This window comes from Streptomyces sp. HUAS YS2 (genome assembly GCF_033343995.1).
Taxonomy (GTDB): domain Bacteria; phylum Actinomycetota; class Actinomycetes; order Streptomycetales; family Streptomycetaceae; genus Streptomyces; species Streptomyces solicathayae.
On sequence record NZ_CP137573.1, the window covers coordinates 487634 to 500466 of the forward strand.

The 12833-nt window shown below is 68.0% G+C and carries 16 protein-coding genes and 1 pseudogene; 10 read left to right on the top strand and 7 right to left on the bottom strand.

Annotation, left to right across the window (positions count from 1 at the left end):
• Positions 1 to 406: 406 nt before the first annotated feature.
• A complete protein-coding gene (locus R2D22_RS02325) occupies positions 407 to 1633 on the bottom strand; it encodes a serine hydrolase domain-containing protein (RefSeq protein WP_318100722.1) in 1227 nt (408 codons plus the stop codon).
• Between the two features lie 285 nt (positions 1634 to 1918).
• Here R2D22_RS02325 and R2D22_RS02330 point away from each other — a divergent pair, with 285 nt between their 5' ends.
• On the top strand, positions 1919 to 2695 hold the full coding sequence (locus R2D22_RS02330) for a MerR family transcriptional regulator (RefSeq protein WP_318100724.1): 777 nt from the start codon (positions 1919 to 1921) through the stop codon (positions 2693 to 2695).
• A gap of 54 nt (positions 2696 to 2749) precedes the next feature.
• On the opposite strand, the pseudogene R2D22_RS02335 reads toward R2D22_RS02330, so the two are convergent.
• Positions 2750 to 2857, bottom strand: a pseudogene (locus tag R2D22_RS02335) (GNAT family N-acetyltransferase); the annotation flags it as partial.
• 142 nt (positions 2858 to 2999) lie between these two features.
• Entirely contained in the window at positions 3000 to 3629 is a 630-nt protein-coding gene (locus tag R2D22_RS02340; RefSeq protein WP_318100726.1) for a type III effector protein, read from the bottom strand.
• A 128-nt stretch (positions 3630 to 3757) separates the two neighbouring features.
• On the opposite strand from R2D22_RS02340, the gene R2D22_RS02345 reads away from it, so the two are divergent.
• From R2D22_RS02345 to R2D22_RS02355, 3 genes are all read left to right on the top strand, one after another.
• Positions 3758 to 4189: an Hsp20/alpha crystallin family protein gene (locus tag R2D22_RS02345; RefSeq protein ID WP_318100727.1), complete on the top strand. Its 432-nt coding sequence runs from the start codon at positions 3758 to 3760 to the stop codon at positions 4187 to 4189.
• Between the two features lie 104 nt (positions 4190 to 4293).
• Positions 4294 to 4689 carry a DUF2267 domain-containing protein gene (locus R2D22_RS02350; protein WP_318100729.1) on the top strand — a complete coding sequence of 132 codons (396 nt, stop codon included), beginning with the start codon at positions 4294 to 4296 and terminating at the stop codon, positions 4687 to 4689.
• 59 nt (positions 4690 to 4748) lie between these two features.
• Entirely contained in the window at positions 4749 to 5192 is a 444-nt protein-coding gene (locus R2D22_RS02355; protein WP_318100731.1) for a DUF2267 domain-containing protein, read from the top strand.
• Between the two features lie 229 nt (positions 5193 to 5421).
• Here R2D22_RS02355 and R2D22_RS02360 read toward each other — a convergent pair whose 3' ends face one another.
• Positions 5422 to 5964, bottom strand: a complete 543-nt coding sequence (locus R2D22_RS02360; protein WP_318100732.1) for an SMI1/KNR4 family protein — start codon at positions 5962 to 5964, stop codon at positions 5422 to 5424.
• Here R2D22_RS02360 and R2D22_RS02365 point away from each other — a divergent pair.
• Complete coding sequence (locus R2D22_RS02365; RefSeq protein ID WP_411976962.1) at positions 5954 to 6241, top strand: hypothetical protein; 288 nt, start codon at positions 5954 to 5956, stop codon at positions 6239 to 6241. The genes R2D22_RS02360 and R2D22_RS02365 overlap by 11 nt on opposite strands.
• A 583-nt stretch (positions 6242 to 6824) precedes the next feature.
• On the opposite strand, the gene R2D22_RS02370 is transcribed toward R2D22_RS02365, so the two are convergent.
• A complete protein-coding gene (locus tag R2D22_RS02370) occupies positions 6825 to 7277 on the bottom strand; it encodes a hypothetical protein (RefSeq protein WP_318100734.1) in 453 nt (150 codons plus the stop codon).
• 209 nt (positions 7278 to 7486) lie between these two features.
• On the opposite strand from R2D22_RS02370, the gene R2D22_RS02375 reads away from it, so the two are divergent.
• A complete protein-coding gene (locus R2D22_RS02375) occupies positions 7487 to 7648 on the top strand; it encodes a hypothetical protein (RefSeq protein WP_318100736.1) in 162 nt (53 codons plus the stop codon).
• 586 nt (positions 7649 to 8234) lie between these two features.
• Here R2D22_RS02375 and R2D22_RS02380 read toward each other — a convergent pair.
• Both R2D22_RS02380 and R2D22_RS02385 read right to left on the bottom strand, forming a co-directional pair.
• A complete protein-coding gene (locus tag R2D22_RS02380; RefSeq protein ID WP_318100738.1) occupies positions 8235 to 8420 on the bottom strand; it encodes a hypothetical protein in 186 nt (61 codons plus the stop codon).
• 884 nt (positions 8421 to 9304) lie between these two features.
• Complete coding sequence (locus R2D22_RS02385) at positions 9305 to 9469, bottom strand: hypothetical protein (protein ID WP_318100741.1); 165 nt, start codon at positions 9467 to 9469, stop codon at positions 9305 to 9307.
• A gap of 1207 nt (positions 9470 to 10676) precedes the next feature.
• On the opposite strand from R2D22_RS02385, the gene R2D22_RS02390 reads away from it, so the two are divergent.
• From R2D22_RS02390 to R2D22_RS02405, 4 genes are all read left to right on the top strand, one after another.
• On the top strand, positions 10677 to 11183 hold the full coding sequence (locus R2D22_RS02390) for a hypothetical protein (protein ID WP_318100743.1): 507 nt from the start codon (positions 10677 to 10679) through the stop codon (positions 11181 to 11183).
• Entirely contained in the window at positions 11180 to 11707 is a 528-nt protein-coding gene (locus tag R2D22_RS02395) for a MauE/DoxX family redox-associated membrane protein (protein ID WP_318100746.1), read from the top strand. The genes R2D22_RS02390 and R2D22_RS02395 overlap by 4 nt, the downstream gene beginning before the upstream one ends.
• A 5-nt stretch (positions 11708 to 11712) precedes the next feature.
• Positions 11713 to 12249 carry a TlpA family protein disulfide reductase gene (locus R2D22_RS02400; protein ID WP_318100748.1) on the top strand — a complete coding sequence of 179 codons (537 nt, stop codon included), beginning with the start codon at positions 11713 to 11715 and terminating at the stop codon, positions 12247 to 12249.
• A 372-nt stretch (positions 12250 to 12621) separates the two neighbouring features.
• Entirely contained in the window at positions 12622 to 12828 is a 207-nt protein-coding gene (locus R2D22_RS02405) for a hypothetical protein (RefSeq protein WP_318100750.1), read from the top strand.
• Positions 12829 to 12833 lie beyond the last annotated feature (5 nt).

A 12833-nucleotide genomic window follows, 5' to 3' on the forward strand; every position in this document is an offset into this window, starting at 1 on the left:
CGGCCTGCGCCCCGTGACCACTGGTGCGGGCCGAGGCGGAGAGGTCGGTCGAGCCTGCGGTCATGTTGGGTGCTCCTCAGAGGCTGCGGGCGGTGATGTCGCCGTTGGTGGGTGGTCCCGTGGATGTTCAGGCCAGCGGCGGCGGCGTCGGTGTTGCTGAGTGCGTTGTGGATCCGGCCGTAGGCGGTGCCGGAGTCCAGGGAGGCGGGAGACTCCGCGGGCGGTGCCGACGGAGACTCGCCGGACCCGGTGCTCACGGTGACCGTGCCGCGCACTGCCGCGGCGATCCCGATGTCGCCCTGCGTCCGCTGCGTGAGCCGGACGCCACCGACGAGGATTGACACCTGGTGCCGGCGCCGGGCGCTTGTCTCTGGCCCCGGCCGCAAGGTGACGGTCGAGCTCGTTGTCAGTCGATGGCCTGGTAGAGCGTGGTCCAGAAGTCGTTCATGGCACGCGGAGAGTCCGGGGTGGACAGTCCGACCTGGGTGAGCAGGACTCCTGTGAGCTGGTTGGTCCTGTCTGCGTAGGCGGTGGTGCCGGTACCGCCGAACCAGCCGAACTGGCCGATGGGCGCGTAGTCGCCGCGATAGGTGCGTACCGCCATCCCGAAGCCCCAGCCGCCGTTCGACCCCTGGCCGGACGACAGGTGGGCGACGTTGCTGAACATGGCCTCCCGGGCGGCTAGTTGCTCGGGCGAGAGGCGGTTGGTGGTCATCAGCTCGACGGCGGCCCGGGACAAAATCCGTTCACTCCCGTGCATCCCGTGGTTCAGCAGCATCTGGAAGTAGGCGTGGTAGTCGTCGGCGGTGGAGACCAGCCCGCCGCCGGCGCCCTGGAACGCGGGAGGCACGCTGGACCTTCCCCCTGCCGCCTCGTCCCACACGATGAACTCGCCGGTCTGCGGGTCGGGCCCGTACAGGGGCGGCAGTCGGTCGGTCTTGTCGGCGGGCACGTGGAATGCGGTGTCCTTCATCCCCAGCGGATCGAGGATGCGTTCACGCAGGAACGTCTCCAACGACAGTCCCGTGACCCTGGAGACAAGCACACCGACTACCTCGTTGCTGAGGTCGTACTGCCACCGCACTCCGGGCTGGTACTGCAGCGGCAGCTCGCCGAGGCGGCGCATCCACTCGTCCGGCTCGGGCGCCGGCCCGGATGCCACGCTGTAGTCGAGACGCTCGAAGGTCGCGGCCCTGATCGGGGAAGCCATCGACTCGAAGTCCACTCCGAGCCCGAACGTGGAGGTCAGCAGGTGCCGTACGGTGATCGGCCGCTGCGCCGGCACGGTGTCGTCCAGCGGTCCGTCGGGCCGCTTCAACACCCGGCGGTCGGCAAGTTCGGGCAGCCACTGATCCACCGGATCGTCCAGCCGCAGCCGGCACTCGTCGAGCAGGATCATCGCCGCCGCCATCGTGACCGGTTTGGACGTGGATGCCATCCGGAAGATCGTGTCCCGGCGCATCGGCAAGCCACCGTCATGACGCATCGTCCCGATCGCTTCGACGTGCGTCTGGCCGCCGCGGCTGACCAGGGCGACAAGGCCGGGAATCTTCTTGGACTCGACATGCCGTGCCAGCACCTCGCGCAGTCGGCGCAGGCCTGCGTCGGAGAAGCCGCTCTTGCTTGTTCCCATGATGAATCTCCTGTTCACAGTGTTAGTTCCCACGGCCCTGGTGACTGCCTGGCCCTTCGAGCGGCCATGTGAAGAGCCTGCAGCCTTGACCCAAGGTCAAGGTCAACCCGCATCGCGATCAAGGGGTGACCCGGCACCGATGACAGGCGTCCCGGTCCTGCTCGGCGGCAGGGGGATGGGCTGAAACTGCTGCGCGCTATCCTCGCTCCTGTGATCGTCCGGACTTCCCGGCCGACGCGGTTCGCGAGACCGCAGCCGCCCACGATCTGGAGGTGCGCTGACCCGATGGCAGACGGACTCACGATCGGTCAGGCGGCGGCGTTCGTCGGTGTCACGATCAAGACCGTGCGGCACTATCACCGGCTCGGCCTGGTCGCCGAGCCGAATCGCGACGGTTCCGGCTACCGCCGCTACCGATCGGGCGAGCTGTTCCGGCTGGTCCAGGTCCGGACCCTGGCCGCGGCAGGCGTGCCGCTGGCCGAGATCGGTCACCTGCTCGACGCCGATCCCAAGACGTTCGCCGACACCCTGGACAACGTCCATCACCAGCTCACCGAACGGATCGAAGACCTGATCGCGCGCCGCGACAGGCTGCACCGTCTCGACCATGGCGACCGGGCCCTGCTGCCCGACCGGGCCTGCGCGGTCCTGGACCGACTTGCCGAAGTCGGCTTCAGTTCCGACTACGTGGCTGGTCAACGGGAGGCTCTGGTGCTGGCCCGGGCGCTTGTCCCGGAGATTTTCGACAGCTTCCTGACCCGGCTTGAACATTCGCTCGACGATCCCGAGTCCGTCGAGCTGACCAAGCGCGGTTGGGATGCGAGGGACTGGGATCCGGACGACCCGCGGATCGACGAGCTGGCGTCCGCACTGGCCGACAAGCTGCTCACCAACCGCGCGCTGCTGGCGATGCCGACCGGGTTTCGGAACCAGTCCGACGCCGCCTCCCGGTACGCAATGGTCAACCACCACCGCGAGGACCAGTCGCCGTCCCTCGCCCGGTTGAACGCGCTGGTCGAGGCGAACCTGCGCGCAGCCGGCATCGCCGTTCCGAGTCAGTGACGGCCGTACAGCAGACCCGGCACTGCGGCGAGACGCCCGAACCCGCAGCGCCGGTCAAACGGCGTGGATCATCACCATCAGGAGCGGCGAGGCCGGTGACGGCTTGCTCTGGCCGATGTCCTCGTACCCCCACGAGCGGTAGAGACGGTGGACCTTCCCGTCCTCGAGCAGCGTCAATCCGGCTGCCGGTGATTCCGAACCGCCCTGACGCCCCTGGAAGATGACAGGCCAAGCGCACGAGATCTCGTAGAGCGGCTCCACACTTCGGCCAGGTAGCAGCCCGCCGGGGGACCTCGGAAGGGTTCTACGGGGCTGTGAGGGTGTCGAGCCGGGCAGCGAGATCGGGGTGGGCGGCGGCCAGGTGGGGACGGGCGGCGGTCAGGGGGCCGATGAGATCGGCGGGATCGTCATGGGCGAGGGCCGCGTCGAGTTCGCTGAGGGGGCGGCGGGCCGCGGCGGGCAGGTCGGTGAGGGCGGTGATCTGCCCGGCGAGGCGGCGCAGGTCGGCCGCGTTGCGGCGGGCCCAGGCGGCCGTGGTGCGGTCGGCGGCACGTGCCTGGCGGGTGGCCGTCACGCGCTGTTCGCCGGTGGTCCCGGCCGCGCCGGGGCGGCCGCGCAGGTAGCGGCGCTCGGCGGCCTGGCGGCTGGCGACGCCCAGGGGCGGGGCGAGGTCGGCCCAGCTGGCGCCCGCGTCGCGGGCCGTTTCGATCAGGCCGGTCTCCCATCCGGCGAGCCGCTCACGGACATGCCGCAGCAGCGACAACGAGGCCAGGGCCTGCTCCGGTGCCGGCCCGGCATCGGAAGCGTTCGGGGCCTCCTGCTGGGCTTCGCGCAAGGCGTCGTCTATGGCGTTGAGGGCCGCGGCGGCGGCGAGGAACGACGCCGGGCTGTGAGCGTCGGTGCCGGTCGTGGACGGCTGGTCGGCCGGGGTCACGAACACCTCCCTGGGCTTGTCATCGAGCTGACGACATTGTGTTTGTCATCCATTGGATGACATGTTACAACGGTGTCAGTGAGGCGCATTGGCAGCAACTGCCTGAACCTGCTGGAGGTGTTTTCACGATGTTGATGCGCACTGACCCCTTCCGTGAGCTGGACCGGCTGACGCAGCAGCTGCTGGGTCCGGGAACCTGGTCGAGGCCGTCGGCGATGCCGATGGACGCTTACCGCGAGGGCGACGAGTACGTGGTGGCCTTCGATCTCCCCGGTGTCACCGCGGACGCGATCGATATCGACGTCGAGCGGAACATGCTCACCGTCAAGGCCGAGCGCCGACCGGTGGCGAAGGCCGACGACGTGCAGATGGAACTGTCCGAGCGGCCGCTGGGCGTCTTCTCCCGCCAGATCGTGCTCGCCGACACCCTCGACACCGAGCACATCAAGGCCGACTACGACGCGGGCGTGCTCACCCTGCGCATCCCGATCGCCGAGCGTGCCAAGCCCCGCAAGATCTCCATCGGCGTCGGGACCGGCCACAAGGAGATCTCCGGCTGACACCGGCCGGACAGGTGCGGAGGACGGGCACCTGATCTCCCCCCTCCATCCCGCCCTCCGCACCCTGTGGGCAGTTCGAATAACCAGAAGGGGTGGCGGCCGAGATGACTCTGCGACGCGAAGCGTTCCTCGACCACGTCAAGGAACGCGGCGAGTACGGCACTGTAGAGGAAGCCGAGCGCGCGGCCCGCGTGGTGCTCGCGCTGCTCGGCGCGCACCTGATCGGCGAAGTTCGCGCCCAGCTCGCGGCACGCCTGCCGGAGGAATTCGCCCTGATCCTGCTCAACCCGCTGCAAAGCGCCGAACCGCTGTCGACGGAACGGTTCGTGAGGGCGACCGCAGCCTGGATCGAGGGCGCCACCGAGCAGACCGCGACCTGGGACGTCAGCGCCGTACTGTCCACGGTCGCCGACACCGCCGGCGAGGACCTGCTGGGACAGATCCTGCTCCAGCTCCCCGCCGGATACGACCTCCTCTTCGGCCGCCCCCAACCCACCTGACCACCTGTGCCGCACATCGGCACCATCCCACCCTGGCTTGACGAAAGGCATGCACCGCAGTGATCACCGACGTGCGCGTACCGCTTGAGCACCAGCAGTCGTACTCGACGGCGTACGAGCAGATGCTGGAGAAAGTCCGCTACGAAGGCGCCTACCCCACCCACGAGCGAGCAGACGAAGCCGTCCGCCTGGTCCTTTCGGGACTGGGACGCCAGCTGACCGGCGACGAACGTGTCGACCTGGCCGCCTGCCTGCCCCTGGAGGCCGCACGTGTCCTGACCGCACAGATCCCCGACACCCAGCCGCTGACCGGCTGGGCCTTCGTAAAGGACCTCGCCGCCCGCTCCCACGCCTCCCTGGCCACCACCCGGTGGGACACCGGATCCGTCTTCGCCGCCGTCACCGCGCACGCCAACCCCGACCTCATCACCCGCATCCTCCACCAGCTCCCCACCGGCTACGCCCTGCTGTTCGGCCAAGCCGAACTCAATCCGGCCGCGTAAAACGGACACCAGGAACCCGGGGCTGCAATCGGACCCACCCCGGTCCCCCGAGCCGGCTCGCTTGGTGAAGTCCCCCGATCGCGCGACCGGGGGACTTCCGCCTTTGCTGCTCACCATCCCGGTCCGTCGGCTGGCTATGTCCATGAGTACGGACAGCGGATGTTCACCACTTTGGGAGGCACCCGAGATTCGAACAGCCCGTGACCTGTGACCGGTCAGTACGGGGCGTTCAGTCCCACCAGTCATTGCCTGTGTTCCAGCACTGCACCCACTCCTTGAAGCCCCATGCCTGGTCGCCGGGTGCCGGGATGGCGCCGACGTCGGCGATCATCCACACCTCACCGCGGCGGGGGCCGGTAGTCAGCAGGAGCCAGAACGACAGTCCGTCCTCGGAACCGAGAACGATGGACCCCTTGTTGAATGCGGCGTCGATCCGCGGGTCCTCGGGGCCGACGCTCTCGTCGTCCTCCCAGGGCCAGGCTGCTTCCAGGGGGAACGGTTCTCCTGGCTGCCGCGGACCAAGGTCGGGCCATCCGTCCGGCAGCCAGCCGAGCGGCTGGAGACCTCCGTCGCCGGCGGGGCCGAGGCTGGAGCCGTTACTGATCTCCGCGATAAACGTCCTGTACGGCTCCGGGAGGACCACCCCGTTCTCCCGCTCCCAGTCCGCCACGGCTTCATGGCCGAGCGCCGGCTCGCGCCATTCCGACGGAAACGCGGAGCGCAGGAAGTCCAGAGTGGCTTCGGCGGGACGCTGATCACATGTGCCTGTCACAGCAGCATGCTGGCAGAGGGGGCTGACATCCCATCGCGGCTGCCTCACTCCGGAGCTACCCTTCCGCCCGAGCCAGGCCGCCCGCCTGCGCAATGGCTCACATGGCGGATGGCCACCCGTCTTCGACGAAGAGCGCTACAAGAAGCGCAACACCGTCGAACGGGCCATCAGCAAGCTCAAGCACGTCAGAGCCGTCGTCACCAGATACGACAAACGCGGCTACGTCTTCCTCGGCACCGCAACCGCAGCGGCGCCGGCCATCTGGCTCAGGACATGAACACCGCAAGATCACCCAGTACAGTGACTCGCCGAGATCACTACTTCGAAAGAAGAGTCATGCCCCGCAAGACGGCGGCTGCTCTACGTCTGGACGCTGTCTGCCGGTCCCATCTTCAGGACTACCGGCGCCAGTCCTCACAGTTCTCACCCCACACACGTCGCCAGGCGGCCCGATTCGAGGCCGAACGCGGTCTTCCGGTCCGGGCGGTCGAACACGCCGTCCGTTGCTGGCGGAGCTTCGTGCGCCGTCCAGGCTGGCCCCTCTATCTGCCCAAACCACACCTGCCCGGCTACGACATCTGGGACGACCGCCTCCTGATAGAACGAGCCATCGGCGCTCTCGACAGACGGGCAGCTCGGGAAATCGCATCGGTCGTCAAAGAAGCCGATGTCGACTTCCTGGCACGCACTCTGCCCGACCCTCACACTCCAGACGCCTGGCCGTGGTGGCGTCGCAGATGCCACGACCTGGGCGACATCATGCTTGTTCCATCACAGGCGCATGATCGACCGGGCAAGTCCTAGTCGGGGCGACGCGGCCGGCCCGCGTGGTCTCGATCAGGTCGCATCGCTCGGCGCCGTCAGGTCTCGTTCAAGGCCTGATGTACGGCCTCGATGTAGGCCCTGCGAGCCCATTCAGCGTCATCCTTCTCCTGGTCGCTCGGATTCTGAACGAGCACGAGCTGAATGTAGGCATCGGCGGCGGAGGCGATCGGGGCTGGGCCCACGAGCTCGACCATGCTTTCTGCCCGCAGCAGCCTGCTCCCCGCTTCGGTGGTCGCCTCCACCTGACAACACTGGGCGGCGTCGAGCAGTTCCAGGTAGACCTGCCGCCGCCACTCGGCGGCTCGTGCGCGACGCTGTTCGTCCAACGTGGCCTGGACGGTCGTTATCAGCGCGTTGGCCTGTGCGTGGCCGGCAGCCTCCGCTGCGGCGGCCTGCCGGTGGCCGGCCTTCCACGCGAACCAGCCGGTCTTGATGCTGCACGCGATGGCCGACCCGGCTGCGATCAGGGCGATCCCCCACTCACTCATGCGCCCGATCTCCGCACCCGTCACGCCTGTCCCGGCGGCCGGTTTTGCGCCCTTGCGGCGCGACCTGGTGTCCCGTCACCTTCAGTAGTGACACCCGTGTCGAGCACGAGGGGGACATGTTGGCCAACCCGACCACACCCGCACCCCGACCCTTCACACTGTGGACCGGCCGCGCGCTCCTGCACTGGGCGCGTCTTCTTCAACGTACGGTGGCGTCCCGTGACCGCCGCCAGGCCCTCGTCGCCCACCGGAACGCCGCCATGCGCGCGGCGCACGTGCGTGGCGTCGACCGGGAGACGATCGCCCGCACCATCGGCCTTACCTCTGCCCACGTCGGCCAGGCGCTCCGCGGGGAGCCCACCGCCGAGTAGCCGCCCCCTACCGTGTCCCGGGGCGGTTCACCCTTCGGGGTGGTGGCTTTCGTCGGCCCGCCCCTCGCGCCCCCGATCCGCGCTCTGGACGGGGGCGCCGGCCTGTTCGCCACGGTGCCGGCCTCTGGGACCGTCACGAGGTCCGGCCGCACACCGCTCGCCACGCGGCTTCGCCTCACCCTGCGAAACGCCACTCAGGCGGGCAGCCGGAGAAGCGGGTTGCATCGGTCTGCGGCGAACGCCACGCGGGTGCTGGGAGCAGGAATTCGAGGCCGGCACTACGGGCCGGGCGGTAGGGCCATCCCAGCGGGCGGGGGAGCAGTCTTGACCTGCGACTCTACGGCGGATCGAAAGCATTCCGCACCAGTTCCAAAGTTCCGGCAAATCCCCGGACCATCCCTGCGGGTGACGGGGAACAGGCTCCTTGCCCCGTATCGGGTCGGGTCCACCTTCGTCCCAGTACCCTCCCCCGCAGGTGTGAGGAAGGGCCGGCGCGACATGCGCCAAGGCTGACCACGCGGCGATCGGCGCTTTTCCCAGCGGTGCGACATCGACCTTCTCGGCTTGTCGACCTCCCGCCCGTGTTTCAGCAGGGGCCCTTGTCCTGGCCCGTGCCGCATACCGAGCCGGGATCCTCGTAGATCGAGATCAGGAAGATGACGAAGGCCACCCCTGCCACCACTGTGCCTATACGCCACAGCAATTCGACACGCTTCCGCCGGTCCTCGTCATGCTCGTGCTCAGCGTGATCACCGCCGCTGTCGCTACTCATGGTCCCCCCTCGGATGAGTGCGGCGGAGCCATACCCCGAATGAATGAGCGGCAACCACGTCATCGTGCCGTGACCGAGCCGCACCCCGGCGCCGATCGACACCCGGGGACCAACCCCGCGCCTGCGGGGAGTAGCTGCGTCCGGCATCGCCGGCTTCGTCCTGTCCACGCGGGAAGTAGTCTGCTTCGCTTGGGCGACGCCTGCGGATGCGAAGACCGGCACAGCACGTACTGCCACTTCGACCAGCAGGAGCGATCCCGAAGTAATGGGAGCCGGACACTCTGCCGCCCGTGCACGAAGTGCGACGGACGGCAGGGGCTGTCCACGCTGACGTGGGGCCGAAGGTCAGAATGTTCGCGGTTCACGGCCTGGTCGGGCCGGCTGTGAGATCACGGCTCGGACACCGCGCCGACGCCTGCGTGTGGACGGCGGTGGTCTCGCAGGCCTCGGCGTACACCGTCAGCGCGTCGGCCTCCGCCTGGTCCGCGGCGAGGCCCCAACGAGGGTGAGCGCGGCGAGGCCGCGGGCAGCAGTCTTGATCACAACGGCAGCTATACCGGCTGCTGGAGCCCGCCTATCTCTGAACTGAGCACCGATGTGACAGGCCACGGCAGTCGGGCGCGTGGCAGTGCCCCGGCTGGAGCTTGCCCAGCCGCCTTCGGGCCGTGACCGCCTGGTGCGCGGGCAGGGCACCGATCAGCACCTCATGGGTCAGATTTCCCTCCGCCTCTACCACCAGAACACCCGGGATCTCAGCGAAGCGGAGGATCGCGGTGTTGATCTCCCTCGTCTGCTTCAAGTGGTGGAGGGCATCACGGCAGCCTTCCGAAAGGGCGATCGGGCCGCTCACCAAAGCCTCGTTTCGCTCGCGGCCAGGGCATCGCTCATGAGGGAAGCCCGTCTATTCCGAGTGGATCCGACGACTCTGGGCCGGTCTCGGGCAGCAGTCCGAGCATGTCCAGCAGCACCGCCAGATCACGCGCATCGGCAGCGCGTGACCCGAAGCCGAGCAGATCGTCGAGGCACTTCGGCAGCAGGGGCTCGCGCACGAGTAGCTCCTTTTCCATGACGAAGGGGATGGCCTGACGCGGTCGGCGAATCGCACGCGCCACTACGCGACTGTCGGAGAGTTTCTTGCCACACATTTGGGTGGACGCGCTGAGACTTGAGGAAGATCTGAGCTTACTCAAATCAATCAGAGCCCATCGCTAGATGAATGCACCTATCGCATTGACAATCAAGAAGTCGAAATCCTAGGCTCCCCAACATCAAAGGACGGCGGGGCAGTCAGCGGCCCACGCCGCCATCACCGCGTTCGAGAATTGGGGATCCCCTGGATCGATCACGTCTTTTCGCCGTCGGCACCGGAATCATCGCCGTCGGTCTCACGGCCACGCCGGTGGCTACTTCCGTCAACGGACTGGCCAGACAGCGGCCGCCACGCACCACTGGAGCCTTCGGTCGGCTGCTCGACGCGGTCAGCGGCCCCAGCAGGGACGAGTACATCGAGGTGGGACGGCTTGCCGCAGCCGTCACGCTCCTGGTGACGAGTCGGCACAGTCGCGCGAGAAAGGCCGCCCTGGGGGGACGACTCACCGCCTCACCCGAACTGCGCTACCGCCGCGACGATCCTGGTCGGACGGATCGGAGCAGCTCCTCTTCCAGGTGCAGCCGGCATCCGCTCTGTCCGGGCTCGGCGCAAAGAGCAGCAGAATCTCCGACGCCTACCTCTGGTGCATATCGCTGCAATCGGCGCTCGCATACGCGGTGGCAGGCTACTCGAAACTCGCCGGTCCGGATTTGCACTCGGGTGCGGCACCTTCCGGAATCCCTCGCACCGGGGCATACGGGAGGGAAGCGGCATTCGATTATACGACCCGACATCTGAAGGAGACCCGAGCCCTTTTCTATACCGTGATCGCCGGAGAGTGTACATTCCCCCTACTCCTATTCATCAATTCCGGCACCATGGGCCTCGGGCGATTCTTCTGGCCCTTCACCGCCAAATATCCAGCTCTCCTTTACTACGCGCACCAACGGCCCGTGAAGGCGGACATCCGTGAGATCTGACACCCGACTCCCACTGATAGCGCACCGCGACGCCGATCTCGAGCCCCTCGGCAGCCTCTCCCAGGTGGCACGGCACAGGCTGGACCTCTCCGAGCTCAACGGCCGTGTGCGGTGAGCGGGTTCGCGCGACCCGGACCGCTCGGGAGAGGAGCGCACGGCCGACGCGGCTCGCACTTCGCCACGTGTGTGGAGGTGGCCCCGGGCGCCGCCCTGACCGTTACCGTGCTGAGCCGGCACCCGTTGCGCTCGTTAGACCGGCTGCGCAAGTCGAACCCCACGCTGCTGATGCTGCCCGCCTGGCGGCTGTTCGCCCCCCATCCCGTCAAGCACGACTTCCATCTGCTCTGCCGAGCCGGCGAGCCCGGCCATGAAGGCGAGTGGCAGGTCGCCTCAACCATCGCGAAACACTCTGTGTCCCAGTTCGTCCGGTATCCCGAGCGGCGACGGGACGAGGCCTTCCTCGACCTCTGTCAGGAGCTGTCCTTCGCCGCGGATGACAAGCTCTCCCCCGCACAGGTCACCCCCGTGCACGCGACCCTCAGGGACTACATCGGCGGGTATCCGGCCGCCACGGGCCACCCCGACGAGACGCTCCAGTTCATGATCATGAGGACGGGCGGCCATGACACCGAGGAGCCGCCGACCCGCACCTTCCTCTCGCCCTACGAGACGAGGAAGGCGGTCGGACGGTGAACTACCTCCTCGCGGCACTCCAGTTGTCCCTCCTCGGCACATTACTGGTCTCCGGCATCGGGAAGCTCCGTGCCCCGCGCGACTCCCGGGTCATGGTGGAGGAGGTGCTGGCGCGTACGGCTCCAGGGCTGCGGCGGTACGCGCCGATCGGCGCGCGCGCACTGATCGGCGCGGAACTCGTCACCGCGGTCGCTCTGATACCCGGATTCCCCTTCCGCGTCGTCGGGTTCGCCGCCGCTCTGCTCCTCTTCTCCGTCTTCACCGTGGTGGCCGTTCACTCGGCCCGCTCCCGGACGGCGATCGTCTGCGCCTGCTTCGGCAGGGCCGCTTCCCCGCTCGGCATCCGGCACGTCGTACGCAACGCCCTGCTCACCGCAATGGCGACGGGGGGCCTCGCCCTCGCGTCCACTACCCGTTCCGGCACGGCGGAGTTCGCGGGCTTGGCGCTCGCCGCCGCCTTTTCCCTGATCTTCACACTGGTCATCGCCTTCCTCGATGACATCGCCTCTCTCGTAACGGAGTAGCAGTAATGGTCTTTCTCGTCGCGGGCGTGATACTCGTCGGTGCGCTCGGCCTGCTCAACCTGGCCCTCTCCCTCGCGATCGTGCGACGGTTGCGGCGCCAGGAGGAACAGCGCCGGGTCGACCCCCACGCGCCCTCCGGTCCCGAGGTGGGCACGAAGCTGCCGACGTTCTCGTCCCCCACCCTCGACGGCGAGGTGTTCGCCTCGGAATCGCTCGCGGGCGGTGCGGCTGCCCTGTCGTTCATCACGACCAGCTGCGGCGCGTGCGACGAATTCGTCGCGGACATGCCGGAGTTCGCCTCACGGACCGGCCTGGACGACTCCCGGATCGTGGTCGTCATCGCCGGCGAACAGGGCAAGGCCCGGCAGATGGCGGATCGCCTCGACGGCCTCGCCACGGTGGTCTTCGAGGAGGCTCCCGGTGACATCTCCTCCCTCTACTCGATCACCGCGACCCCGACGACCGTGATCGCGGACGCCGACCAGTACGTCACCGCCACGCACACCGGGTCCAAGCCGGCCCTCCAGGCACTTCCGGCGTAGCCGACGCCGGATGCGTGAGCACGAGACGAGCTGCCGCGTCGGCGCCTGTGGGTCGTGGCAGCTCTGCGGTACCCACCGCTGAAAACCCCACTCACACACCGACGCAAGGGAAGGTGATCTCCCCATGAACCGCTCCCCCGTCTCGGCGACCCCCTCCTCGCCAGACTCACACCGGAGGCCACGGCCGCCGCGTGGAGCATCTGCTCCCAGGGGTGCCCCTCCTCCTACCCCTTCAAGGAGCACTGCTACGGCGCCAAGACGTACGTCCTGCGCCTGATCTGAAACGACCCGTGCTCCCGCCGATCCGTCAGCGGGAGCCCATCGTCGGGCTCCGAACGTGCCCGGAACCAAACACAGGAAGGTAAGACAACCATGAGTCTGTTCAACAAGCTCGGCAACGCCATGCTCAACCGGCTGGCACCGGAGGCATCGGCGACCGCGGGCTGGTCGGCGTGCACCTCCTGCGGCGAATGGCTCGCGCGCTACGAGTCCCGCTGTGCGGGCTCAAGCCTGTACGCCCGCTGCTGCTCGCCCTACAACTGCAGCGAATGGTTCTACTGCGGTCCTCAGTGCGCCTGATCTGA